Here is a 24,822-nt window from a genome sequence, read left to right as displayed (position 1 = left end):
TTGAGACATATGGTGTGCTCCTTGGGGGCGACTGCAGCTTCGAGTTCCGAGATCGAATCTGCAGCCTGCTTAGCCTGTCCCAGAGGGGTTCCTGGCACTCTTTTTCTTTCTTCTCTTCACTTCTGCCGGTGTTCCACTGTGAATACATCCCATTCAGACGAACAGTGGATTTTCACTGCGTAAATCCGTTCTATTCTGGATTGTTCTGACAGTCGCTTTTAAGATAGAGTCCTGCGATTCTGCTTACCCGCCGGAATTCTACACCAGCCAGAAGAAAGCGACTCGATGAAAGCTGTTGTGCGACTGCCATTCCTGGTTTGCCTGCTCTGTTGTGCGTTTCCTTCACTGATCTTCTCCCAGGAACTGTCGAGTTCCCTGGAGCAACAACTCCGGCAGGCCCCCTTAAACAGGCTGGCACAAGAAGCCCGACTGCGCGGGAATCCGGAACGAGGTGCACTGGTCTTCTACAAATCGGTCGCCGCCTGTATCAAATGCCACGACAGTGGAGCCAACGCAACTCCCCTCGGTCCCGACCTGACTAAGGCAGACCAAAACGCCAGCGATGAATACCTGGTTGAATCGATTCTCTTTCCGTCCCGCAAGATCAAGCAGGGCTTCGAAACGGTCAACATCGTCACCAGCGCAGGGAAGCTGATTTCCGGCCTGGTTGCAGAGGAGCGTCCCGACGCTCTGGTGCTCCGCGACGCAGCCAACCTGGGTCAGGAAATTGTCGTCCCCAAAGACGACATCGACGAACGAACCAGCGGCAGTAAGTCGATGATGCCCGAGGGACTCGTGGCGACGCTGCACGATCAGGCTGAGTTTTATGATCTGGTCAGCTATGTCTTTGAGATCGCCCGCGGCGGTGCACAACGGGCAGCGGAACTTAAGCCGTCAGCGGAAGCACTCATCGTTAAAGACGATACCCAAAACCTCGATCATGCAGGAATCATTAAGAGGATGAACCAGCGTGACTTTGCCGAAGGGGAACGTATCTATCACGGTCTGTGCAAGAACTGTCACGGCATGGATGGCAATACACCTTCGCTCCCCACCGCCCGGGCCTTCGGGACACAGCCGCTCAAATTTGGTGTAGATCCCTATCGGATGTTTCTCACACTCTCAAAAGGAAACGGGCTGATGGGCCCGATGCAGCATCTGAGCCCCAGAGAGCGTTATCAGGTCGTGCATTACATCCGCGAAAAGTTCATGAAACCGGGGAACCCCGCTTATCAACGGGTGACGCCTGACTATCTCAAGCAGCTCCCCCCGGGTACGGAATCCGGGGAATTCGATCTGAAAATCGAACGTGACTTCGGGCCGGCGCTCGCTTCACAGCTTTCCCGAATCACCACCAGCGCCTTGACCGTCAAACTGAATGCAGAGACGACGATCTCCTATGATTTGCATACTTTGAACCAGGCGGGACTCTGGCAGGGCGGATTTCTCGATTTGAGTGAAACTCAACATATCCGCGGTCGTGGTGAAGGAGTTCCAGAACCAGACGGCAAGCAACTTGCCGGCCTGGCTGGCTGGCAGTGGGGACATGAAGGAACGCTCGATTATCCTCGTGAGAAATTACGTCCCCGTGGACCGCTGCCCGCTGAGTGGTTGCGATATCACGGTCACTACGTGCATGGAAATCAGCTGGTACTTTCCTATGCCATTGATGATCGGGAGATCCTGGAACTTCCCCAGGCGATCCCAGGTAAAACCGCAGTCCGGCATAGCCTGCGAATCGGTCCCGGGAAAGCACTGGTCCTGTCCACCGCAACACCTCAGATTCCCGATGCTGTAGCCTTCATTGCTGGCCCGGGAAACCAGAGTTCAATGGAACGCACACAAGACGCTACCGGTACATTCGCCTTTTGCGGGCAGCTTGAGACGGGAACGTTTGCGGCCAGCGCCGTCCGGGGAGACACAAAGGGGATGACCTGGCATGTCGACGATAAACAGCGTTTCGTGCTTTCGATTCCAGCCGACCAGGAATCGCGGCTGATTGAGATCAGCTGCTTCATGGGTAAAGAGGAGGCAGATTATGATGCGGCACAAACCCTGTTCCGGGAAGCGGAGCAGACAGAAGTGACTGATCCCCGGTCCCTGATTCAGGGTGGCAAAGCCAACTGCCCCGACGTCCTGACCACCGTGGGTTATCCGGGTCTCGAAACGGGGGCTTACGCCCTGGATACGATCACCATTCCGCGTGAGACGCCCTGGAATACGTGGTTTCGGACTTCGGCCCTGGATTTCTTTCCGGATGGACGGATGGTAGTTTCCACGCATGGGGGTGATATCTGGATTGTCTCCGGTCTCGACAAAGGTCTCCTGGATCTGAAATGGAAACGCTTCGCGGGAGGACTCTACGAACCCTTCGGCATTAAGGTAGTCGATGGTCTGATTTATGTAACCTGCAAGGATCGTCTGACGCGACTGCACGATCTGAACCAGGATGGCGAAGCCGATTTCTATGAGAGTTTCTCTGCAGACACCGATGTCTCACGATTCTTCCACTCTTTCAACTTCGATCTGCAGACCGATTCACAAGGCAATTTCTATTACACGAAGTGTGGTCAATACACGAGTTATGCCTTACCGGGGGCGGTGATTAAAGTCTCGCCCGATGGCAAGCAGCGGGACGTTGTCTGTACCGGATTTCGCACCCCCAATGGGATGGGCATGCTGCCCGATGACCGGATGACCGTCAGTGACAATCAGGGAAACTGGATCCCCGCTTCGAAGATCAGCCTCGTCAAGCCGGGCGGTTTTTATGGGTATGTCCAGACTCATGCAGGTGGGAAGAACTGGGCCCCTGACGGAGGGCGGATCGATCATCGCAAGGTGATTCCCCCGAAGACATTTGATCAACCGTTGATCTGGATGCCTCAGGACTACGACAATTCCTCAGGAGGCCAGCTGTGGGTAGATGATCCCCGCTGGGGACCGCTTTCAGGTCGTCTGTTGCACACCAGCTTTGGTAAAGGCTGGATGTATTATCTGATATTGCAGGATTTTGAGGATGTGAGCCAGGCGGCGATCATTAAGCTCCCCTTTCACTTCAGCACGGGTATCCACCGGGCCCGCGTCAACCCGGCGGATGGTCAGGTTTATGCGGTTGGACTGGATGGCTGGAACGGCGGGGGACGCAGAGGTCTCCGCGACCAGGGGATTCAGCGGCTGCGTTACACAGGCAAGCCCTTATCGATGGTGACGGACTGCCAGGTAGAAGCAGACGGTCTGCGGATTGACTTCAACTTCCCACTCGATCCGAAGAGTGCCTCGGATCTCAAATCTTACTTCGCCGAGCAGTGGAATTACCACTGGCGACCCGAATACGGTTCAGACATGTTTTCTCCTGCGACCGATCGTCCCGGAAAAGACAAGCTGAACATCAAGAGTGCCCTGCTTTCCGCAGACGGGAAGAGCGTGAAACTAATGGTGCCTGATCTGAAACCGGTGAACCAGGTGCATCTCAAGTTGAATCTCAAAGCAAAGTCCGGAGAACCATTTGCTGAAGAGGTTTACTGGACGATCAATCGGGTGCCCAAGCCTTAATTCCGGTTACTGCTTGCGGTCCACCCTGGAGTGAGATGCACCGCGATCCTCCAGTTTGCTGAACATGATACGTTCTTTGCGACTCGGCGAATGATCTCCCTGAGTGACTGCCAGCCAGATTGCTCCATCGTACTCACAAAACGTGGGATACTGGAACGAGTGAGGCGTCTCAAAACGGTATTTGCGTTCCCAGGTTTTCCCGTCTCGTGAAATATCGATATTGAAGACACTCCGCGTGACGCCGTCGATTTTTTTGGCTTCCTGCCAGCCAAGATAGTAGGTATCCCCAAAACGATCGAATGTCGGCTTGGAATTCGTTCCATCAGGGACGAATGGCAGCTGCTTGCCGACGCTCCACTTTCGCCCGTCCGCGCTGATGGTGAAATAGTAATTCCGTTTACCGCCATCGTTGCGACAGATTGCCATCCAGGTGCCGTCCGGCAGGCGATTCACCGCAGACTCACTGAGCGCGACTGACTGTGGTTCGTTATAGTGCCCGATGATTTCAAACGTGTCACAGCTTGAATTGACTTTTGCGAGGGCGTTCTGCTTGCCCGGGAAATTATTGATCGCGACATAAGTCTCGCCGTCAAACTCTTTAAACGAATCAAACAGATAGAGGCCGAAATCTTTCGCTCTCTTTCCGAATCCCTGTGCCGCCGCATCGGCGTGAAAATACCGGGGCTGCATCTCGAAGGTTCCCGCGGCGGTCTTCAGTTTTGCTTTGTGGATGGTATCAGCGAAACTCTGCGTTTGCAGGTTAAAATCGCGATACCAGGTTTGTGCCTGTCGTTTGCCCGGTTGCTCGCTGGCGAAGTAGCAACGCAGCGTGTGCTCATTCAACTGTAGAATGCGGGGAACAAAGCAGGCGCCCACAGGCAGTGTGGCATTCTGAAAAACCTGTTCGCTGCGGGCGAAGGGGATGACTTTCTCCAGCGTTAAGGTCTTGAGGTTGACGATCGACAGGGCACAGTAGATTTCCGGCCAGCCCGCACTTTCCCCGGCACGGGTGTCGTTGACTTCAGCCACGATATAAGCATGATTACCCGTCAGCACCATTTCGGCATCGTGGGCACCTTTGACCTCTTTGCCAGTCACGGTCACCAGACGTTCCATTACTCGATTGCCGGCCTGTACGGGATCCCAGTCTCTGGGAACCAGAGTCCTTACTGGTTCAGGTTCCTGCGCAAGGGCAAATGAACCGACAAATAACAGTAGCAGTAATTCCAGGGAGGATCGCTTAAATGACATCGTTGTAGTTCCTCAGCAGAAAGTCTGTTCAATGAATCAGAGATTCAAAATAGCTGACAGCACTGGAATTGTCACCCCTGGACCGGGAACAAATTGATTCACAGAGATCACGGGGAATTCATGTCTGGAGAATTTGATAGTAGGCCGTTATCTGCTCCAGTTGAGGAGGTTCGCAGCGGAGAGCAATATGGCCATCGGGGCGGATCAGGAACAGAGTGGGATCGATGATCCCCAGTTTTGCATGGACGCTCCCCGTTTCATCGATTAACCATTTTGCCTGAGTAGAATCTGTCTGTTCGAGTTTTTCCGGCGGTGTTGTGGAGATGATAACGCAGGTATCACCGGGCTGCAGAACGGATGCGAGATCAGCGGCATTGGGTGCTTCTATCTCATCCGTGGCCAGCCAGAGGAGCAGATGACCGGTCGATCTCAACAAATCGAACAATGTGAGTGTTGTGTCCGTCTGGGGATGGGACAGCGGGCCGGCTTCGGGCAGACAGTCACCGGGTCGGGGGCCGAGCCAGTTCTGTTGTGCAGCTGCTCCAGCGGCATGATAGCCTCGGACCAGGGGACTGTCGCGATAATGAAAGCTGATTTCGGTTTCGGCCTCGGCTGCCTGCAGTTGTCCCCGGGCGGGGAGCAGCATGGCACACAAGGCACGCTTCACCCGTTCGACAGCCGCTGGTTCGTCGGGGATCGTGCGTAATTCTTCGGCAATGTCCCCCGAGGCACCAACCGCGTTGGCAATGGGGCGGCGTTCGAGCTCGTAGCTGTTCAGCAGACCGTCGCCGGCTTGTCCCTTGATGACGTGCGCCAGTTTCCAGCCCAGGTTGAAGGAGTCCTGAATGCCCGTATTCATGCCATGCCCTTCAATGGGACTGCAGGCGTGTGCGGCATCACCTGCGAGCAGCACCCGACTGGAACGGTAATGCGCACTCAACTGGCGGAAGGTATGATAGAGCATCGGCTGGTCCGGATCCTGCAAACGGGTTCCGGGAGAGATGGAAGCCAGCCCCGAGTCGATCTGCTCCAGCAGATCGTCTATCTGGGTTTCATCGAAAACCCGGAAGTAAATTCGCCAGCGCATCCCTGGCATGGGAACCGGATTAAGGGCAGGTGCGTCAATCTGAATCGCGGCCCGGTCCGGTTCGTGTTGCCAATCGGGAAGATAGCCATCGACGACGCCCCAGCGGGCCGGATACTGATGACCGGCGACAGCCACTCCAATCGATTCGCGAACACGACTGTGAATACCATCGGTGCCGACCAGCCAGTCGGCGGTGACCGTTGTTTCGACTCCCTCCGCCGATTTGAGAGTGGCAGTCACTTCAGTGTCCGTCTGATTCAGTCCTTCCAATGACCAGCCTCGAGAGACCCGGCCTCCCAGGCTTTCCAGACGTGCGGTGAGAATGTCTTCGGTTTCATTCTCAGCGAGATTCAGATCATAGGGATGGCGACACTCCAGACTTTCAAAACTGGTCTGAGCGATTTTTTTGCCAAAGGCGAAGATGTTGAAGCCCCGCATGATGTGACCGCGTGCGAGGAACTCGTCGATGGTGCCCATCGTCTCGAAACATTCCAGCGAGCGGCTGTGAATCACGGTGGCCCGGTCAAAGGGGAGCGGTGCGGGATTGCGGTCGATGAGCAGACACTCAACGTTCCGCCGCACCAGTTCGATGGCCAGGGAAAGACCGGTCGGTCCGGCTCCGACAATCAAAACCGGCGTATGTGATGGTAGTGTCTGCGAGTGACTCACAATCTGTTCCTCTGCTGCATCTGGGATTGACTCAACCGGACCTGACAGTTTTGCGGAAACCAGTTTAGCAGTTCCACAGCCGGAATCCGCGCTTAATTCGATTTTTTCACGACGGCCTGGTGCATAGCCTGCAGAGACTCGCCGGCGAACTGTTTCTGTTTGCTGCGGACATAGGGTAAGGCAATTTTGGAGAGCAGCGTGTTTGGTCGGGAAAACGCATAGAGATCGTACCAGACGGAATCATCCTCGGGGTGCCATTCTACCTGGAAACGTTCTTCGCCACACTCGGCGTGGTCGGGAAGCGTGCCGTAGGCAAATGCGAAGCGGGTGAGGGGCTCTGTTTCTTCCAGCACGTAAACGATCCGACAGGCATTCAGAACCCAGATTCCGAGCACATGTGCCAGTGCGGCGACGGTCTGTCCCGCGGCTGGTGAGGCATCAAGGCGATGCAGATGCAGCCAGTCAAAGCGATAATGCTGCCATTCCGCCAGGGCCTGTTTTGCCTGTTCATAAACCGCTGCCCCCTGCCCCAGACGGATGCGATTGTGATCGACGCGGAATCCAGCAGGGGCTGACTGGTTGCGGGTGGCTTCCACCTGCGAATAGGTAAACTCCTGCTGTGCCTGCACTTTAAGAAAGTCGTCAATCTGAGCGGAATCCGGTTTCCGGAAGTGGTACATGGTTTCTCATTTTTCAGGCAATGAATTTGAACCGGTGAGAGCCGGCGCTCGTTCTCAGTAATACAGGTTAAGCAGCAGATCCTCTCAACAGAAGAGTGTGGGCCCGTAGATGTGAGAAATTCTGAGATGGTTGCAGGTGAAGGATCGGCGGGGGAGTATCGTGTTTTTCGCTTACGGAAGTATTATCTGTATGTCGGATTAGCTGGTCTAGTACTATTCTTCACCATGACCGTCTTATGTCTGCTAGCTGACATGGATGATGTGCCAGCAGACCGGCGAACTCTATTGGCCATTATTTCTACTTCGATATCTGGTCTGTTTACCGTGAGCTCTCTGTGGCTGATCCTCAGTTATATTTATTCTACTCTCATATTTGATGGCTTTAAAATCATCTTTCGAGGAGTATTGCTGCGAAAAGAACTGGACCTGGAGCGTGTCAGACAGTTGCGCTGGATCGGTGGCGGAGCGGGAATCATCAAGCTGAAGACGCTTACTGAAAAAGGCACGATTTATCTCGATAATTTTGCGTATGAAGACCGTCTCTGGATCGTGGAACGCCTGCGAAACCAGGCTCCCGAGTCGCATCAAGAGGGCTGGGATCTGTTTTGCCATCGCATCGCCATGCCCCTCAGGCGATATGATCCTCAGACCATACACGTGCCTGACAAGAATGAAGTCCTGCTCACTCGCAAACGCTGGGACTGGCTGTTGCTTCCCTTTATTCTCCTGACAGCTGTGTTCGGTTTGGTCGCCGCCTGGAAATTTGGCTTACCACGCATGCTGACTGCGCCTGTATTGCCCACAGCACTTTGGTTGTTTTTACGCTATTCGACTCCACGCAAGGGAATGGTCGCACGAAAACTGAGTGCCGATCCGGAACAGAATTCACAACTCGCATTCTTCGGTTGGTTCCTGCTGGTGTATATGCTCATCCAGTTCGTTAACCGGTTTGTCAATTTCCCCTGGCTGGATGAATCAACCCTCAGTATCAGTGTGTCAGTGTTCGGTATATGCGTCCTGTTCTGGAGAAGTTATCAGTTCGACAAGGCAAACTATCAGAAGCGACTGGAAGCGTCAAAGACCTCCGTGAAAGAATGGGAGGCCGGACTGAAAACAGACTTTTCGTGAGGAACTGCTGAATCGACAGGCCTGTTGCATTCTATTTTCTCTGCAGACGCAGGCGGGCGGTAGAGGCTCGGGCCAGGTCTGTCACTTTTTCTGCCAGGCGGGCACCCCAGCCGATCATCGGGCGTTCTACTCCATGGTAGGAAAGCTGGGCCACCACGAAAGTGAGGGGGACTGAAACGACAGCCAGAAGCAGGCTCAACAGCAGTGGATAATTCGCAGTGATGTCCGCACTGACCAGATGCAGCAGGCCCCAGGCGAGCCAGTACATAATGATGAAATGATAGATGTAAAAGGAATACGAAATCTGCCCGAGTTTGTGGACCAGCGGCAACTCCAGCATGCGGCTTCCCCAGACCTTGACGGTTCCTTCCGCCAGAATGGCGATGATCGCGGCCGCAGCCAGGGCTTCGAGCAGGACGGTAAAAAAGCGTTCCTGAGGTGCAAACAGGGAACGGGCACAGAGCAGCGCGATGACACTGACCAGAAACAGGGTGTTGCGGGCGGACGGGGCGACTGACTGTTTCAGTCTTTCGATCAGGGTCGGCAGCATCAGTCCCAGGTAGAAGACAAACCCATACAACAGAAAAATAATTCCCGGTAGAATACAGGAAAGTGCCATCAGAATCAGCAGGATAATATAATTCCCTTTCTCTGCGCGTCTTCGACTGAGCAGATAAAAAAGCGGAAAGCCGAACGACATCACCAGTTCTACTTTCAGCGTCCAGGCGATCTGATTGAGGTTTGTCTCCAGCAGGGTATAATTGGCCAGCGCGTTGTTCCAGGTGATATTCTGCTGATACCACTCCTGAAACCAGAGCGACGTATTCGGGAACCGCTGGTAAGTGTGAAATCCCATGATGGAAACAATGATCAGCGTGAGACAGACGAGATACGCAGGATAGATTCGCAAGAGGCGTTTCACGTAAAACGCCAGATACGTCAGCGACTGTCGAGGCTTGCGATCGAGCGACAGTCCCAGGACATAGCCACTCAGAACGAAGAACACCGTCACCGCGGCGCCGCCGTTACAGGGAATCAACAGCAGTCTGGTAAGGAAGGCCTGGGTCCCCTGCGTTTCCCGGAGACTGGTCGTCCAGATCATCGGATTCTGATCGACGGCGAACACGATCAGACAGTGACTGAGCGCGACCATTAACGCAGCAATCCCGCGCAGAGATTCCAGTTGTTTAATAAACATCGATCAAATTTGCCGGTCGTGTCTCAGATGTTCTACTTCAGAAAACTTACCCAGAGAGAGCAGGTGTTGACTCCCAGTGTAATCTCCATAAAGAAGAAGATTCCAAGGAAAAAAGCTGGTTCCGGATCATTTTCAACTGAATGGGCGACGCTTTAGTAAGAATATGTCGTCTCTTAACGACTCTGGGGTTGCACCGCTTCCAGCGGCAGCGGCTCCTGCTTTTCCGGTTCCGGATGCGCCTTGAGTACCGTCATAACGAAGGCATAGATTTCGCCGCCTGATTCCGGAGCGGCTACGCGCGGACAGGGAACCATGCAGGTCTGACCGCCGGTTTCGATCCGCAGCTTGAGTTCATCCGGGTCGGTCCAGCGTTTGTCTTCTTTTCCGGGCCAGAATTTGGATTCACTGAGCATCTCTTTGAGATTCCAGTTCCCCTGTGCATCAGTGATTGTAGAGGCACACTTCCAATTGCTGAGAAGTAAAGTCACAGTGGCCCCCTGCACGGGCCGTTGCTCTGCCCCGGAAAGCAGTTGACCTTCCAACAGTAACTCGTACGCGATACTGCAGCCCGGCAGGTACAAGACCAGAGTCAACAGTAAGATAGAACGACAGCGCCGATAAGTCTGTTGCATGCTCATCACCTCAGATCGACAGGACCAATTCCCGGTCTCAGTGAAAATTGTTTCGTGAGTTCACTGATAGAGATCTGATTCAGATGGGTTCTATTCCATTCAATTTCAGAAATTAAGGTCTCAGTTTCTGAAAATGCCGCTTTGAAGAAGCTGTTTCAGTTGAAGAGTCTGTTTGCCTGGGGATAGACGAAGATAAACCAGAGACCACTGAGAGCAGCAAACGCGGAGAGTATTGAGTACTGGGGTTGAATGTAATCAGAATCAGCCAGGCCCCCCCTCTACTTCTTGGGATTAATAACCGCGAAAGAACAGGATGTATGACCAGGCCGACAAAACGAAACAGTCCAGCAGAAAACTGATACTTACTTTTTTCTGTTGAGATGGAGTCAACGTAAGACCGGAAAAGAGAATATCCAGCAACAGGAAAAATGAATAGACCTGGATCGGAAAAAAAATGATGCCCAGGACGGCGGCTTTAAAAGCACGATTCACCTCCTGATCCAGGTCTCGCTCAGCAGCCGATTCCCCAACGGTGTCTTGTGCATCGTCATCCGTGGCTTCATCCTCGACCCAGCCGTTCTCGAAGCCTTCGACGGTTTTCCAGTCTTCCTCGCTGATGGTGACCGGATCGTGTTCATCGAGTAGTTCAAAAGCGCGATCGGCGTCTTCAGAAGCGACCTGAACCTTAATTCCGCCGAGTGCATTCCCAAGATACCAGGCCATGCCGACGGCCTCTTCGTCCGAGAGATAGACCCGAATTCCCTCCGCTTCCAGCTGGTTGCGGATCAGGCTGGCTTCGGTGGGGGTGCTTGTCGTGGCGATGGTGATGAAGTCGTCAGACATGACCTCTCCTCTCGTGGAAGATTAAGGTACGCGGACTTTGACATTGTCATAATGGATCGACTGTTTGGGGGTGACCAGGCCGATCATGTCTTTGGTGGGATGGGCAATGCCTGGGGAACGGAGGGAGCCAATCAGCTTGCCGTCGATGAAAGCCTGCATCTGGTCCCCTTTGATGCGGACCGTGACGGTGTACCACTCGCCTTTTTTCAGTTTGACCGGGAAGATGGCCTGGGACCGTTCCAGGATCTCCTGTTCGGCTTCGGTCAGTTTTTCTTTGTTCTGACGTTTCTTGAAGATCTCATTATTGAAGACGCCGGTCTTACCGTCTCGGAGTGTGACTTTCGTGGGCGAAACCACCACGCGGCAGAGATGGCCTGCGTGGGAGCCTTTGAATTTGTGCTGATTGAAGGTCAGGTTCGTGTAAGGTGAACCCTCGAACTTGAGATCGACGGTGAGTTCGACATCGCTGTAAGGTTCAGTCTTCAACTGATGGACGGCCGCGTGTCCGCCCCCTTCGAGCTCCACTCCCTGCAACACACCGTCTTTCACGACTGAGGAGCCTTTATAGAGGCGCCACTGCTTGCCGAGCTCTTGTTCGGAGAAATCATCTGAGGCCAGCGTCTGCTGATAATGGTCTGTGGAAATGGCTTCCGGTGCTCCCGCGAAGACCGATACCGATGCCAGCAGACAGGCCAGAGTGAGCAGAGAACGTGGAGCGGACATAATGAGCACCTTTATGCTAAGCAGAAATGGGATGGATCAGGAAGCCTGCTATGGTTTTGGAAAACAGAGCAGTACTTCCGGGAATCCAATGTACTCACCCTTTTCTGGTGCGTCAATTTAATTGTGTGCAACGTGTGTATCCTGCGGGAGACGCTGTTACTTTGAAGTGAGCGGGAAATCGATCTGATTGCTGCCCGATTTCACCTCGGCTGTGAGCGTAGTCTGGGTATGATATTTTGCCGGCAGCAGTTCGGCACGTGCCTTCCGATCTTTACCTTCGCCGGTCTCGTCCGAATAGGCATCCATGGCGGAAGTAATCACAACCTTGTGAGCACCAATCAAGGCCCCGGTGCTGGTGCCCGTGTAATACAAAGAGTAATTTCCTGCACTATCGGTTTCTGCGACCGAGGGACGACCTTTTTCAGGCTGAAATGTAATCTGCGCATATTCCAGTGGCTCTCCGTCGAGAGTCACGACTCCTGAAACCTGGCCCAGTTGGGGACCATTACTGCCGCTGCAGGCACACATTCCACAGGCGATGATCAGGACGCTGAAGATTTTTCCGAGACGATAAACGAACATGTGATAGAACCTTGATGAATCTGAATGAAAAGGTGGCGGGTTCGTCAGCGCGGGGTGCACTGCGAAACGAAAGCAACCGCGGAGCGATAGGCTCCCGGCCGCTTGAGAAAACAGTGGTGCGGATTAATATTCGCCGAGAATGGCGCCATCCGAGATCGAGGAGAGACGTTCGAGTGTGCTGTCGACAACACCCCCATTGGTGATGTTCGTATCGATGTTTTCGCTGATGAAGCGAACTGCACCATCGCCCATCAGGAACTGAGCACCACCCACGTGCCGGCTGCTGTATCCGCCGTTGGCCTGATCAACTGAGGAGATCGGATTGATACCAAAATGCGTGGTGCCGGTAATGCTAAGCAGCCCCTGATTCGCAGCGGTGTTTCCGGAGCAGTTGGTACACGTGGGCCCCAGTCCAAGATTGTCGCGGACGGCGAACAGCATGCCCGCATACATGGGGTTGCCTGGAATCTGGTAGGCCCGTTCGCCGGCCAGGATCGTGTTGCTCAAACCGTCGGTCACATCACGGAAGCGACAATTGCTGTTGCCCCAGAATGCGCCGGTGCCTCCCGTGGTGCCATCAAGATAGTTAGTCGCCCGGGTCGCACGGTGATAGGCATTGTTATTCGAGACAACATAATTGGTGACCGAAACACCGACGTTGGATGTCCGGCTGCCTGAAACAAAATAATCGATTGTATACCCGGCTTCCGTATGCGTTGCCGGTCCGGTATCGGAAGGACAGCGAAAGACGGGGTAAGTCTGTTGCATAGCCTGAATATTGTTGCCGAAAGCGTAACTGGCGGGGGTGTTTCCCACCTGGAACGCATTGTAGACCGAGGTTAATTCAATATGGGGGGCAATAAATGCGGACCAGGTCCAGTGGCCTTCATCATCTCCCACATTGGGATCGCGCACATAAGCGGGAGGCAGCATCTGGAACGTGGAATGATAGTTGTGCAGGGCGAGACCGAGCTGCTTCAGATTGTTTTTACAGGTACTGCGGCGGGCCGCTTCTCGAGCCTGTTGTACAGCCGGCAGCAGGAGTGCTATCAGAATAGCGATGATGGCAATGACCACCAGCAGTTCGATCAAGGTAAAACCTCGATGTGATCGCGAGCGTCTTGGAATACTCATGACTCAGTCTTTCATTCAACGTAACCAGAAATAAATCGGAACAATACGATAAGTACGCAGCGGGAAAATGACTCGACAGCCAGGAAAGGCGAACGACGCTGGACCGGAGGTCTTCGCATCAAGAATGAGCAACCACCAGAAATCACACTTTCGGGTGATTTCGCCTGTGTCAAATCACAAATGAACACATCCCACTAAGAGCATTCGTATGTAAAGGCGGACACTTACCGACGAAATAAGAATTTTCCATCAATTTGCTTTATTTTGTTCTTCACTCTAACCGTAACCTACTAATATTAGGCCACTTAAAGCAATAATCACAATTAGACGGAAATGATGCATTTCTTAACCTGGTTACGAAATGTCGAGGGCCGTAAACCTGCCTGGAAGGGCAGCAACACTCTCAGAATACTCGGTGCGCAAAATGAGCGTCTCGGCAGATCGAGAAAGCCTGAGACGAAGTATTTGTGGTTTAGACTCTCAGGAAGAATTTTGGTCCAGTTTCACATTACAGGAACCAGGAACTGGAATGGTTCTGCGGGTTGGAAGCCGTGGGACTGGTCGCCGGCCAGGTCGGGGTTGCCGTCCAGTGTCAGTTTCTGTACTGGGGCGCCTGCGCTGAAATCGAGCTGGCTCAATCGGATCCAGACCAGTGAGGGACTGGCCGTGTTTTCGAAGAAGTAGACGCGGTTCTTCTGATCGCTTACGGTACGCCAGATGGTTGTGGAAATATTGGGTTGATCGGGAGTACTGATGCCACGGGGGACGCTTACGTTCCGCATCACGCTGAAAACGCTGGCGACTGCTTCGCGGGCATCGGCTGACTGATGACAGGCGTTGATGTAAAAGGATGCCCGGGCAAAGCGATCCGCGGCCCGGTTGGTGCCCGGCAGCATGACCGTGCCGCCAATCTGTTGCCAGTAGCGGTTGAGAGCCAGCTGTTCGTCAAAGATGGGGGAATTGGTCATCACCTGATGTTCGCGGGCGTGATGGATTCGCAAGCTCCCGTTGATGTATTCCAGGATCGCCGAATCTCCCGCTGGATCGGAGATCGAAAGATGCACGGTGCCTTCTGCGCCATTCGGTGCAACCACGGGGACTACGCGGAATTCTTCCCGGCTCAATTCGTCAACTGCTTCGGCTACGGTGGCAAACTGATCGAGGACGTACTGGGCCCAGGCGGTGATCACCAGGGCCGGTCGTGAGTCGTCTGCCGGAGGGTATTCTGATTCCACCAGGTAGAGCAGATTGGTCACCAGCCCTTTCTCATTCATGCCATCGGCTGTCCCGCCTTCGTAAACGGAGGCCACCAGGCTGCCATAGCGACTGGTCCAGGTGAGGGAGTCCTCTCCCAGTCCACAATCACGGTCCATGCCACGCGGAAAGACCCAGAGGTTGGTGTGCATCTCTTCTTTCCAGTCCATTGTCCGACCGGTGACGATCTGGTTTTCCTTGCCAAAATAGACGGCGCGTGTGCACATGACTCTCTGTCTTTCTAATCGGATTCAACGTTAGCGGGATAACTGACCAGGTCGCGTTTCTTAATTCGAACGATGCATACCGAAGACGGCCTGACCGGGGCTAATTTATCTTTTCTGCTGTCGATGTTCCAGAAAATAAGGTAACGGTACAACATCGGCTACCGTTATTTCTTACCTGGGTCGTATTAAAAAGTTCTCAGAACTATAAAAAAAACGATCCAGGGAGGATAACCGATCTGCATGCTGGCTGGTTTTATATCTTACTGAGTTCGTACACATAGAGTATCGGCATGACGAGCAGGAAAAACCAGCCGATCAGGTCCAGCAGTGATGGAGGCGAATCGCGTCGCAGTCCTCGCGTCAGGCCGGTGACAGACAACGCTTCCTTATTCCAGATCACGAGCATTCCGGGCAGTGACATCAGGACGGCGAACGTCGCTTCCCAGAGTCTGCTGTCGGAAAACTTGCCGATGGTTGCTCCCAGGATGCCATTGGCGATGACCACCAGCAGCGTGATGATGCGTTCTTTCGTCAATTTCATCTGCCGATTCTCCTCAGTGGATGCGTGCGACTTTGCGGCGGGTCATCTCCATGATACGAAGAAATGACAAAACAGCAAAAGGGCAGCTGTATGAAAATCAAGATATTGGTACTGCTACCAGGTGTTTTAATAAGGCATCAATTTCCGGGTTCAAAGAGGTCCCGAGATATTCTTCCTGAAGAAAGTGATCCGGATCCAGCTGAGCTCGTGAATCTTAATTGAATAATCCACCACTTTCTCTTTGCAGTAAGTCAGGGAATCTGTCACTATTCAGACAGGCTTACTCATATTCTTGGTAAAATGGAAATCATGCAGCTGATCTCATGTCGAAATATCACGATGATAACTCTTATGCCAGCGATCCGGGGGGCATCTCACTGAGTCGCAGCAAATTAATGGCGTTCAAAAAAGAACTCCCTTTTTTCATGAGGCTCTTTTCCCGCATCCGACATCCACAGGGATTGCTGGCAGAGCATCTGCGTCTGGGAGACAGCCGGGCTGCGATGGTCATGCCAACTTCGGGCAAGCTGGTGATTGCCGCCTACACAGACGAACTGGATTGCGTGGCTCTGCTGGCCTTTCCCGACCGCGTTGCACACCAATATAAACTTAACCCCGGCGACCGCTTACTGACGGTAAACACGTATTACCGGGGTTCGAATGTTGCTCCCGATCTGGAACATGGCGAATACAGTCATCGTCGCTATTCCAATTTTTTCCCACTGATCGCAGAATTTCTCTCCGAAGACAGTCTGGCGATTGAGCATCGCAAGGCACATATCAGCGAAGAGGAGTGGATCGCGACCTATGTGAAGGGGGAAGAAAAACTGAATCGAGAGGATCAGTTCCTGCGAAACGGAAATCCCTATCTGAGCCAGATCCCTGCCAGTGGTGATCCCTTGAAACTGGGCCGGTAAATGCTGCATTGCTCAAAGCAATCTTCATTTTGACAATTGTCGTTTTTCTTATTGACAAAAAGACATTTGTCGTTATTAATAAAGGCATGAATCAGCCGAAAGAAAAAATCCCGGATGCGGAACGTGATGTCCTGGTCTGCCTGAATCAGTTGGGTGAGGCCACGGTGAAAGAGATCAGCCAGGCGCTGGAGCCGGTGCGGAAGATGGAGCCTTCGTCTGTGATGACGCTGCTCAAGCGGCTGGAGGCCCGCAAGCTGGTGACGAAGCGTAAGGGGGACAAAGGGAAAGCCTTTCTGTTTCGGGCCACCCGTGAGTCGGTGCGGGCGTATCGGCATCTGTTGAACGATCTGTTTCAGGGGGTGTTCGGCGGTGACACGCTGGCTTTCATGTCGTCGTTCTTTGAAACGCGGAAGCCGAGCGAAGAGGAAATCACCCAATTGCAGGAATTGCTGGATGATCTGCGCGAACAGAAACAGAAGAAGGGGGACCAATCATGATCAACTTCTTCCAGCAAATCCCGGAAGCCTGGAGTACATGGATGCTGGCAGCGGGCTGGCAGGCTGCGCTGTTGGCGGGATTCGTGTTTGTGCTGTTGTTTCTCTTACGACGCTGGATCAGTGCTCCCCTGCGGTATGCCATCTTACTGGTTGTGCTGCTTAAATTTGCCACTCCACCTTTTATGACGCTGTCGACCGGATTCTTTTCACAGTCATCGGCAATGCATCAGCAGGTCGTCAGGGTGCCCCCCATCTACAGTCTTGAGACTACTTTGCTTACGGAAGACAATTCTTCCTCTGCTGTGCGCGGCGGAGTGCGGAATTCAGAATCAGCGGAGAATATTCAGACCCAAGAGACTATCCCTCAACCTGCAGCCTCCCCTGCACCTGTCGTTCCGAATCATTCTGCGACATCTGATTTCAGCTGGTCTGCTTTCTGGATGTGCCTGTATGTCGGTGGCGTTGTTTGTGCCCTGGTCGTTCTCATGCGTCGCTACACGGCGGTGAGGCGGATTGTGCGGTCCAGTGCGTTGCAAGAGAGTGGTACACTGCATGCGGAGATCGCGAGGATCGCCGGTCTATTGAACATGAAAACATCGCCGGCGTTACGTCTCTCCGATGAAACGGATGGTCCCTTTGCTATCGGCACCTGGCGCCCGACGATTGTACTCCCACGCGGGCTGGCAGAGGAATTGCAGGCGGATCAGCTGACGATTGTACTCGCGCATGAACTCGCACATGTCCGTCGCCGGGACCTGCTGGCTGGCTGGTTTGAAACACTGGTGAGTATCGTCTGGTGGTTTCATCCGGCTCTGTGGTGGTTACGCCGTTCGCTCAGACAGACCCGCGAGGATTGTTGCGATGATCTGCTGCTGGCCAGAGAGCTGGCACAGCCGGAACGGTATTGCGAGACGCTGATTGAGGCGGCGTCGCGTCAACACAATCGACTGGCGGAGCCGCTGGTCCTCGGGTTTGTGCATCGCGAGCATCCTACCGCGCGACGGATCCGGCGGTTGATGGATGCCTCGCTCTTTCGGGGAGACCGCCTGCGGTACCCTGCCCTGTTCCTGGTACTGTTGATCGCCTTGATCATGCTGCCGGGGATTCAACCGGAAAAACAACCGGTTAATTCTACCACGCTGGAGGGGATCGGCGGCTGGAGGAATCTGGCTTTTCAGCTTGATAAAAAAGAAGAAGCGGTCATTGAGGAGTGCAAGCAGCTGTCACAGACCTATTTCCACATGCGAAGCGACAAGCGGGTATTCAACGATACAGAGACGCGTGACAAGCTGACCGCAATTCTGAAACAGAACCCTCAATGTTTCTATGCCCAGTATCTGCTGGGGACGTGGTATCGCCTGCAAGGTAATCGACAAGAAGCGCAGCGACTGATTCAACAGTCGCTGGAGAAGGCCCCTGTCATACTGACACAGACCTACAAACTGGGGACGGGAAAACCGGCAGCCGGTATCGAGATCCCTGCTATTTCGATCGAATGCAATCGCGTGAAGGATCACTATCTGGATCCGAGCCTGAATCTACAGTATGTCGGCCTGATCACCGATGCCAACGGTAGCGTGCAACTGCCCGTATTTGACACCGTTTTTCGTACGAGCAGCCAGTCTTATCCTGAAGGGTATCAGGCCGAGTTTCAGAACCTGGGCTGGTTTGAATCCAAGTCCCGCCAGGGGACCTTACCCGATGTGCTGGTCTGGAAGACCTGGTCGCGTCCACGGGACTTCACCCGCACGGCAGCGGAATCGAACTGGCTCAAGGACGCGGCAGGGACCCGCAGCCTGGAACTGGATCTGGATGAAAACCGCTACGCGATCGGGAGTGTCTCTCGCGGACAGGCGGACGGCACGTTCCTCAGCGAAGATGGCAAAGGTCATTCCGTTAAATCGACCAGCGGCCCCTTGCCTGAACTTTCCAATGCCTCTTACATGGATCACGCACTGATTGAACTGGTGTCTCCGGCCGAGTCACAGTTTGATCTCGAACAGGTCAACGTGCTGGACTCACAGACGAAGGTTCCTTTAAGGAGTTTTCAATATGGTGCCGGCTTTACCTGGGATGATCCGCGGCGATTTCACCTGTTCTCACTGTGGGAGCGGTTGCCCAAGACGATTGATCTGGTGCTGAAGGTCTATAACTATGAGGCAGATCATTTTCGCTACAAGCTTCCCTCTCAGATCGGAGCGACCATACAGCACGCTGGAGCGACGCTGGAAATCAAATACCTGGCCGCCGGCAATCATATTGGCTGGAGTTCGAATACAGGCTTTTATGGAGAAGCCCAAAACAAGCAGAATACTTCCGAAACGATTATCGATCTGATTCAGGGAGAGAATTTGAAAGCGACGTTATGGGTTGTTTCCAAGTCGGGAAGGCGAATCAAGCTGGATCGAGGTGGCTGGTCTTCCGGTAACGTGGGAACTCCACCCATCCGGATTATGCTGCCCCTGGGCGAGATCGACCATTTTGAACTGTTACCCAACGTCGCTGCCCAGACGATTTACTTTGAGCAGCTTCAATTACCGACACGCGAGTCGCCACTAGATCAACAAGTTCCAGAGATAGTCTTTCCGGTCAAGGGTCAGGCACGAAAGTTTACTTCTCATGTCCTGAGTCCCCTGCTAATCCATTTTGAAAGCCATCGGGGAAATCTCTATTCAGGAATGAGTTCAAGTACGCAGACTTTCGAATTCCAGGAACGTGCACCAGCAGATCAGAATCCTGAATTTCAGTCGACGGTCAGCTGGTATTATTATGCGAATGTCGAATTGAAACAGCGAATCGATGTTGTCGCCACAGACGAAGCCAGGAATTCGTCGGTAAGTGGCTCGAATTGCAGTAGCGGCTGGGGAGATGCCGGCTACAGGATCCGTAAGTTACCGCTGGAACAGATCGACTCTGTCCGGATGAAAATACTGCCTCAACCGGCCGAGTGAGCTACGATCGCATTAAAGCTGATCAAACAGGGAGCCGGACTGGGGTAGAAACAGATTGCTGTAGAGCCGGCTGGCGTAGACGTCGGTCATGCCTGAGACGTAGTCTGAGAGGATGCGTTTGGAGCCGGTGGCTTTGAAGCTTGCGAATTCGTCCGGCTTGAGCAGTCGTTCCGGATTCTCGAGGATTGCTTCGAACAGTTTCTCCACGATCATCTGCCCTTTGAGTTCCAGGATCTGATTCTGCCGCTGTTTGATGACGTGTTTGAAAACAAAGTTCTTGAGGATATTTAGAATCGCTGCCGAGTCGGCTGTGAGGCAGGCATTAAAGCGGATCAGTTCATGCTCTCCCGATTCCAGATCGCGGATTTCGATATCACGAATCAGTCCGCCCACGATATTGCTGATGCCGTGCTTGAGTTGTTTATGCGAACCGGAAAAGAGCTTCTCAGTATAACGGGTGATGATATCCGCCAGTTCCGTTCCGGCATGATTCGGAAGTTGTTCCATGACTTCGGCTTCCCAGATTTTTTCGGAAACCAGTCCCATGGCGATCGCGTCTTCCAGGTCATGTACGCCATAAGCGATGTCGTCGGCCAGTTCCATGATCGACGTATCGAAGGATTTGCGGATTGTTTTGGTGTGCCCGGATGGATTCGGTCTGAGTTCCGTCAGGATCGCGCGGTCGGATTCCGAAAATGGTTCGATAATCCACTCCAGGAGTTCAGCATCGTCGTCGTGAATACACTTGGGCGGTTTATAAAGAGCAAGTTTTGAACTGGTGTCGCTATGATTCGCCTGGACCTGGTCGTAGTTGGCGACCTGGGAATGGGTGGCGGGATACTTTAACAATCCCAGCAAAGTACGGCGGGTGAGATCGAGACCATGTTGTTCCGAAAATTCGCCCAGACGGCAGACGATGCGCAGAGTCTGCCCGTTGCCTTCAAATCCACCATCCTGATACATGAATTTGTTGAGTGAGTATTCGCCGCCATGCCCGTAGGGAGGATGCCCCAGATCGTGTGCCAGGCAGATGGCCTCAATCAGGCTGTTGGAGGGAATCAGGGTGGAGATCTGATCCCGATGACCGGAAAACCGTAATTGCGAAGCAATGCTGGCCCCAATCTGTGCCACTTCGAGGGTGTGGGTCAGGCGGGTACGGTAGAAGTCGCTGTCCCCCAGTGAAAAGACCTGGGTCTTCGACTGCAGACGACGGAACGCGGACGAGTGAATAATCCGGGCTTTATCGCGCAGGAACTGCGATTCGTAATTCTCCGAATCGGGGTCGTTAAACGTCTTACGGGGATAACCTTCTTCATCCTCCCGTCGGCGTAATATCCAGTGATCTTCCATTATGGTCTCAAGGTCTCATCTGATTCAGCTGCAGCAGTTTCGTTATCATACACGGTGCGGGATTATACACAGATCTGGTGCAAATCAGAAGGAAGTGAGTCCGCTGGAACAGAGATGTGATTTACTTTTCACAAAGCGATTTGGTTAATGAATCTGCGGCCAGTGGTCGGGGACGACGAAAACCCGTTCGCTTTCGCGATAGAATGCGTCGTGTAAGGTTAAGACGCTGATCAGAATCGGGCGTGTGGACTTTTGGAAATGCGCTCCGAGGTAGCGGTGCAGTTCGTTATAATCGATCAGTGCCGGGTCTGTATTGCTACAGAATGCGGGGGAGAGCCAGTCCGGTTTTTCCCGAATGAGAAAACGGGGATCCGGTCCCTGATTTAAGAGTCGGGCCAGTTCTTGAAAGGGGAGCCAGACGCCCCGGGCATGCTGCGGGGAGAGATGGTCCGGTAACTGCGTGGGACGTTCATGATCGGGATGATAGAACAGCCAGCCTTTGACGAAAGCCTCTCTGCGGGTGACATCCGAAAAATGCTGCTGGCTCAACGGGAGCTGATGCGCGAACAGTCGTCGCATCTTCCTCTCGAAAGTATCTTTCACATTGGGACCGACAAAGTGGCTGCCCGTCGCATTGACCTCGGGGCAATACAGATAGAATTTGACGGCGGTTTCCCAGTGAGTCAGGACGCCCGCTTCGTCCTGGAACAGGAAATCAATTTCGCCGATGGTCTGCTGATTTTCAAAGACCTGCTGATGCTGGGCAATGATATTGACGCCCCGAATCCGCTCCAGCCAGTAGAGAACCAGTCCCTCGAAATATTCGCCAATGCGGAAGCGGGCATAAGGTGCCAGAAACGCTTCCAGTTCCCGTGGGTCGATCAGGTTGAGTGGGGGCAGATCAGGAAGTTCACTCTCTTGATCGGGCTGCGTAATGAGCGAGGGACTTTCGATGGCCCATTGCAGGTCGCGGAGCGCGCGGGACTGTCTGAATTCGGGTTCCTGATGCATAAAGCAGACAATAGCGAGCACTGGAAAAAATAAAAAGGGTGGGAGCCTGATGCCCCTCCCGGAAGCATTAAAGCATCCCACCCCGGGCCTCTCAGTTCCGAGCTATCTCGTCCGGGCTCATTCCACCATCGCCGGAGCAGCAAAGGCCCCTTCCACGACTCCTGTCGTGATGCTCAGATCGGTCTGTGGCTTCAACAGGGCATCGTAAAGATGCGACTTCTTGATACGCAGATAAGTATTTTTTTCCCCACCCCAGTGTGAGTCGATGACTTCGCAGACCGCCCAGCCCACGACGTGGAATTCCACGTGACTGCCGCTACTATCTGCAGAATCATAAATGGGAATCAGACGTTTCTGCCCTTCGATGGCATTGATGGCCAGTTTCAGACCGGAGGAGAGCCCGGGGTCACCAGACATGTATAATGGAACCCGGCTGTCGATGTATTCATTCGAAGGAATACGTCCCTGCGTATTCAGCGCGTCCAGATCATTCTGCCTTAAGCCGTTTAGAATCTGGTCCCGCATGTCGTCGGTACTGTTGAGACTCCCGCCGATATCGAGGGTCCCCCAGTTCCCGGGGATCGCAGCTCCAATATTGTCTTCCAGCCGACCATCGCCGTAGATGCTCCAGACCTCTCCCAACTCAGTGTTGTCCCATTCCGACTTGGGAATGGTAAAAGGGAGGACTCCGACACCTGGTGTCAGCAGGCTGCCCTTCTGTAGGATAGCCGTTGAAGAAGCACGGACGGCGGACTCGTTGATTCCCAGGATGCGGGCGAAGAACAATGAGACGGGCGAGTTGGCAGATTGGTCGAATCTCAAAGTCACTCGAACGGTATCAAAGGTTCCCCAGTCCAGAAGGGTGAAGTTATCATAGACTGTACTGGGATCATAGCGACCGATTTCTATATCAGAATCGAGAACGACGAAATCGGGAATGTCTTTCAGATTATAGGCGACATACTCGCGAACCCGCGCCCGGACTTTCACCAGGTCCTGGTAGCCGTCTGCATCGGGAAGCAGATCCCGCACCGCCGCCAGCACAGCCGCATCCGCAGCACGCTGCAGGTCAGCCCGTTTTTTAAGCAGGTAACCATAGTCAACCGTGAACGCCACCATTCCCAGCAGGGGAACCATCAGCACGGCCGTGAAGACCGCAATTGCCCCTTTGCGATTCCGTCGCTGTCTGTCTTTCGCGATTACTGTCCGATGAACGCGCATTTCATTTGCCTCTCTACCTGATTTCTACTTTTACCTGCTCTGATTTGGCCAACAGTCATTCACGTCGCATCACGGTGGTGGTCTCGACGGATCTCCCGTCAAGTCCCGGGAAGCCGGTTAACCAGCGAACGGAGTCGTAGCGAAAGATGACCTGGACGGCGACCGGCTCTCCGGTCACGAGCGTCGATAGATCACCATTTAAAACTGCTGTTAGATCACCTTCGAGCAGTGAAATATTCAGACTGCGGTAAACATTGACCGTTAAGGCACTGTCAATTTGAGTGGCCGAGACATGGGGAAACTGCTGGACGAAATAATTCAGAACCACAGCCCGAACCTCGGACTGATTGAGAGCCGTATTCTGTGATGCCTGTCGCGCTCCTGCATAGGAAGCGTCGTTCACGACCTGTGCCATGTTCACGAACTGGCCAGAGTCGATTGCTCCCAGGGTAATCAGCACCAGTAATGGTGCCACCAGGGCACACTCCACTGCTGCGACGCCTTTTCGTTGAGAAGATTTCTGAGCTAAAGCTGTTTTGCGCTGGGTGAGCATGCTTCAGTTCCTCCCGTTGGTTCTATTGTTGAGCGGACGGTCATTCCCGTTTCATCGTCGACTGTCCTCGCAGGACAGACTGATTCAAGAAGCGGGGAACTATCCAGGAAACGTCGGAGTAATTGACTTCGACGGTAGCTGTGATGGTGGTACCAGATTCCAGTCCTTCAAGCTCGGTCGGCTCAAAACTGATGCGGCAGAGGCTGGCATCATTGGCACTGGCGATCGTGGCCTGCATGTGATCGCGGATAATGGATTCCGCGTTAGAAGTGGTAATCGTGCCGACAAGCACGGCTTTCCGGCACCCGGCCCGGGCGGCGTCGGTCAGGGCCTGCTTGACCATACCCATACGGGTAAATTCAACCAGCCCCATAATCATCAGAAAGAAAAGAGGAGCGACGATGGCCATCTCAACCGAGGCGGCACCAGAACGCTGATGAAACCGACGCAATCGTGATTTGGTGTGTTGCGTATTCTGCATGATTCTGTTTTCTCTGGAATGTTTTATCTATCCAGCATTAAGTTTACCCCATTTTTCATGATGTGTGTGTTTCTCCCAGATTTCCTGAGAGATTCTGGAGCGATCCCTGTTTGACTCGGCGATTGGATGAATTGTGCGGGATGTCCCGACGAAAAAATGTTTTCATTTCGCAACAAGTCACTATACAATCAGAGGATATAAACAGGTGATCGCTATCTGCAAATTCACCATCTTGAGTGTGCTGATTGCCGATACGACTCAACAGATGTTCCACAAATGAGACATTCTTTTCTGCAAACGTTTGTCACTTGTCATTACAATTCCCCGCATGGAAGTCTTG

General features: G+C 53.4%; 21 protein-coding genes. 5 read left to right on the top strand and 16 right to left on the bottom strand.

Features of this window, described 5'->3' with window-relative positions; translation table 11 throughout:
- The first annotated feature begins 285 nt into the window (after positions 1-285).
- Positions 286-3,552, top strand: coding sequence for a DUF6797 domain-containing protein (locus F1728_RS27280; protein WP_155366684.1), 3,267 nt, complete (start codon positions 286-288; stop codon positions 3,550-3,552).
- Positions 3,553-3,558: 6 nt separating this feature from the next.
- Here F1728_RS27280 and F1728_RS27275 read toward each other — a convergent pair whose 3' ends face one another.
- The 3 genes from F1728_RS27275 to F1728_RS27265 form a co-directional block, all read right to left on the bottom strand.
- On the bottom strand, positions 3,559-4,803 hold the full coding sequence (locus tag F1728_RS27275; RefSeq protein ID WP_228030369.1) for a sialidase family protein: 1,245 nt from the start codon (positions 4,801-4,803) through the stop codon (positions 3,559-3,561).
- A gap of 118 nt (positions 4,804-4,921) precedes the next feature.
- Positions 4,922-6,559 carry an FAD-dependent monooxygenase gene (locus F1728_RS27270; protein ID WP_194242549.1) on the bottom strand — a complete coding sequence of 546 codons (1,638 nt, stop codon included), beginning with the start codon at positions 6,557-6,559 and terminating at the stop codon, positions 4,922-4,924.
- Positions 6,560-6,651: 92 nt separating this feature from the next.
- A complete protein-coding gene (locus F1728_RS27265; protein ID WP_155366682.1) occupies positions 6,652-7,239 on the bottom strand; it encodes a DUF1990 family protein in 588 nt (195 codons plus the stop codon).
- Between the two features lie 405 nt (positions 7,240-7,644).
- Here F1728_RS27265 and F1728_RS27260 point away from each other — a divergent pair, with 405 nt between their 5' ends.
- The gene (locus F1728_RS27260; protein ID WP_194242548.1) at positions 7,645-8,367 is read left to right on the top strand and encodes a hypothetical protein; all 723 of its coding nucleotides are present in this window, start codon (positions 7,645-7,647) and stop codon (positions 8,365-8,367) included.
- 31 nt (positions 8,368-8,398) lie between these two features.
- Here the strand turns inward: F1728_RS27260 and F1728_RS27255 are convergent, their stop codons facing one another.
- The 8 genes from F1728_RS27255 to F1728_RS27220 form a co-directional block, all read right to left on the bottom strand.
- The gene (locus F1728_RS27255; protein ID WP_155366680.1) at positions 8,399-9,565 is read right to left on the bottom strand and encodes an acyltransferase family protein; all 1,167 of its coding nucleotides are present in this window, start codon (positions 9,563-9,565) and stop codon (positions 8,399-8,401) included.
- Between the two features lie 173 nt (positions 9,566-9,738).
- Positions 9,739-10,197 carry a hypothetical protein gene (locus F1728_RS27250; RefSeq protein ID WP_155366679.1) on the bottom strand — a complete coding sequence of 153 codons (459 nt, stop codon included), beginning with the start codon at positions 10,195-10,197 and terminating at the stop codon, positions 9,739-9,741.
- Positions 10,198-10,488: 291 nt separating this feature from the next.
- Positions 10,489-11,040 carry a putative signal transducing protein gene (locus F1728_RS27245; protein ID WP_155366678.1) on the bottom strand — a complete coding sequence of 184 codons (552 nt, stop codon included), beginning with the start codon at positions 11,038-11,040 and terminating at the stop codon, positions 10,489-10,491.
- Positions 11,041-11,061: 21 nt separating this feature from the next.
- Entirely contained in the window at positions 11,062-11,763 is a 702-nt protein-coding gene (locus tag F1728_RS27240; protein WP_155366677.1) for a family 16 glycoside hydrolase, read from the bottom strand.
- A 156-nt stretch (positions 11,764-11,919) separates the two neighbouring features.
- Positions 11,920-12,345 carry a transthyretin-like family protein gene (locus F1728_RS27235; protein WP_155366676.1) on the bottom strand — a complete coding sequence of 142 codons (426 nt, stop codon included), beginning with the start codon at positions 12,343-12,345 and terminating at the stop codon, positions 11,920-11,922.
- 123 nt (positions 12,346-12,468) lie between these two features.
- Positions 12,469-13,479, bottom strand: a complete 1,011-nt coding sequence (locus F1728_RS27230; RefSeq protein WP_155366675.1) for a DUF1559 domain-containing protein — start codon at positions 13,477-13,479, stop codon at positions 12,469-12,471.
- A 503-nt stretch (positions 13,480-13,982) separates the two neighbouring features.
- Positions 13,983-14,960, bottom strand: coding sequence for a linear amide C-N hydrolase (locus F1728_RS27225; RefSeq protein WP_155366674.1), 978 nt, complete (start codon positions 14,958-14,960; stop codon positions 13,983-13,985).
- A 253-nt stretch (positions 14,961-15,213) separates the two neighbouring features.
- The gene (locus tag F1728_RS27220) at positions 15,214-15,501 is read right to left on the bottom strand and encodes a hypothetical protein (protein ID WP_155366673.1); all 288 of its coding nucleotides are present in this window, start codon (positions 15,499-15,501) and stop codon (positions 15,214-15,216) included.
- Between the two features lie 323 nt (positions 15,502-15,824).
- Here F1728_RS27220 and F1728_RS27215 point away from each other — a divergent pair, with 323 nt between their 5' ends.
- The 3 genes from F1728_RS27215 (at position 15,825) to F1728_RS27205 (ending at position 19,866) form a co-directional block, all read left to right on the top strand.
- Positions 15,825-16,418, top strand: coding sequence for a hypothetical protein (locus F1728_RS27215; RefSeq protein ID WP_155366672.1), 594 nt, complete (start codon positions 15,825-15,827; stop codon positions 16,416-16,418).
- Positions 16,419-16,504: 86 nt separating this feature from the next.
- Complete coding sequence (locus tag F1728_RS27210) at positions 16,505-16,915, top strand: BlaI/MecI/CopY family transcriptional regulator (protein ID WP_155366671.1); 411 nt, start codon at positions 16,505-16,507, stop codon at positions 16,913-16,915.
- The gene (locus F1728_RS27205; RefSeq protein WP_155366670.1) at positions 16,912-19,866 is read left to right on the top strand and encodes a M56 family metallopeptidase; all 2,955 of its coding nucleotides are present in this window, start codon (positions 16,912-16,914) and stop codon (positions 19,864-19,866) included. The genes F1728_RS27210 and F1728_RS27205 overlap by 4 nt, the downstream gene beginning before the upstream one ends.
- 12 nt (positions 19,867-19,878) lie before the next feature.
- On the opposite strand, the gene F1728_RS27200 is transcribed toward F1728_RS27205, so the two are convergent.
- The 5 genes from F1728_RS27200 to F1728_RS27180 form a co-directional block, all read right to left on the bottom strand.
- Positions 19,879-21,216 (bottom strand): anti-phage deoxyguanosine triphosphatase, encoded by a 1,338-nt coding sequence (locus F1728_RS27200; RefSeq protein WP_155366669.1) that lies wholly within the window; start codon positions 21,214-21,216, stop codon positions 19,879-19,881.
- 144 nt (positions 21,217-21,360) lie between these two features.
- Complete coding sequence (locus tag F1728_RS27195; protein WP_155366668.1) at positions 21,361-22,227, bottom strand: DUF1853 family protein; 867 nt, start codon at positions 22,225-22,227, stop codon at positions 21,361-21,363.
- Positions 22,228-22,344: 117 nt separating this feature from the next.
- A complete protein-coding gene (locus F1728_RS27190) occupies positions 22,345-23,448 on the bottom strand; it encodes a pilus assembly protein TadG-related protein (protein WP_155366667.1) in 1,104 nt (367 codons plus the stop codon).
- 55 nt (positions 23,449-23,503) lie between these two features.
- Positions 23,504-24,001 carry a TadE/TadG family type IV pilus assembly protein gene (locus F1728_RS27185; protein WP_155366666.1) on the bottom strand — a complete coding sequence of 166 codons (498 nt, stop codon included), beginning with the start codon at positions 23,999-24,001 and terminating at the stop codon, positions 23,504-23,506.
- 40 nt (positions 24,002-24,041) lie between these two features.
- Complete coding sequence (locus F1728_RS27180) at positions 24,042-24,482, bottom strand: TadE/TadG family type IV pilus assembly protein (protein ID WP_155366665.1); 441 nt, start codon at positions 24,480-24,482, stop codon at positions 24,042-24,044.
- Positions 24,483-24,822 lie beyond the last annotated feature (340 nt).

It is taken from the genome of Gimesia benthica, assembly GCF_009720525.1.
Lineage (GTDB): Bacteria > Planctomycetota > Planctomycetia > Planctomycetales > Planctomycetaceae > Gimesia > Gimesia benthica.
This window is presented reverse-complemented; position numbering and strand designations above follow the sequence as displayed.

Coding starts and splice junctions, on each gene's coding strand:
- F1728_RS27280 (WP_155366684.1), top strand. CDS start 286: ATGAAAGCTGTTGTGCGACTGCCATTCCTGGTTTGCCTGCTCTGTTGT.
- F1728_RS27275 (WP_228030369.1), bottom strand. CDS start 4,803: ATGTCATTTAAGCGATCCTCCCTGGAATTACTGCTACTGTTATTTGTC.
- F1728_RS27265 (WP_155366682.1), bottom strand. CDS start 7,239: ATGTACCACTTCCGGAAACCGGATTCCGCTCAGATTGACGACTTTCTT.
- F1728_RS27255 (WP_155366680.1), bottom strand. CDS start 9,565: ATGTTTATTAAACAACTGGAATCTCTGCGCGGGATTGCTGCGTTAATG.
- F1728_RS27250 (WP_155366679.1), bottom strand. CDS start 10,197: ATGCAACAGACTTATCGGCGCTGTCGTTCTATCTTACTGTTGACTCTG.
- F1728_RS27245 (WP_155366678.1), bottom strand. CDS start 11,040: ATGTCTGACGACTTCATCACCATCGCCACGACAAGCACCCCCACCGAA.
- F1728_RS27240 (WP_155366677.1), bottom strand. CDS start 11,763: ATGTCCGCTCCACGTTCTCTGCTCACTCTGGCCTGTCTGCTGGCATCG.
- F1728_RS27235 (WP_155366676.1), bottom strand. CDS start 12,345: ATGTTCGTTTATCGTCTCGGAAAAATCTTCAGCGTCCTGATCATCGCC.
- F1728_RS27230 (WP_155366675.1), bottom strand. CDS start 13,479: ATGAGTATTCCAAGACGCTCGCGATCACATCGAGGTTTTACCTTGATC.
- F1728_RS27225 (WP_155366674.1), bottom strand. CDS start 14,960: ATGTGCACACGCGCCGTCTATTTTGGCAAGGAAAACCAGATCGTCACC.
- F1728_RS27220 (WP_155366673.1), bottom strand. CDS start 15,501: ATGAAATTGACGAAAGAACGCATCATCACGCTGCTGGTGGTCATCGCC.
- F1728_RS27215 (WP_155366672.1), top strand. CDS start 15,825: ATGTCGAAATATCACGATGATAACTCTTATGCCAGCGATCCGGGGGGC.
- F1728_RS27210 (WP_155366671.1), top strand. CDS start 16,505: ATGAATCAGCCGAAAGAAAAAATCCCGGATGCGGAACGTGATGTCCTG.
- F1728_RS27205 (WP_155366670.1), top strand. CDS start 16,912: ATGATCAACTTCTTCCAGCAAATCCCGGAAGCCTGGAGTACATGGATG.
- F1728_RS27200 (WP_155366669.1), bottom strand. CDS start 21,216: ATGGAAGATCACTGGATATTACGCCGACGGGAGGATGAAGAAGGTTAT.
- F1728_RS27195 (WP_155366668.1), bottom strand. CDS start 22,227: ATGCATCAGGAACCCGAATTCAGACAGTCCCGCGCGCTCCGCGACCTG.
- F1728_RS27190 (WP_155366667.1), bottom strand. CDS start 23,448: ATGCGCGTTCATCGGACAGTAATCGCGAAAGACAGACAGCGACGGAAT.
- F1728_RS27185 (WP_155366666.1), bottom strand. CDS start 24,001: ATGCTCACCCAGCGCAAAACAGCTTTAGCTCAGAAATCTTCTCAACGA.
- F1728_RS27180 (WP_155366665.1), bottom strand. CDS start 24,482: ATGCAGAATACGCAACACACCAAATCACGATTGCGTCGGTTTCATCAG.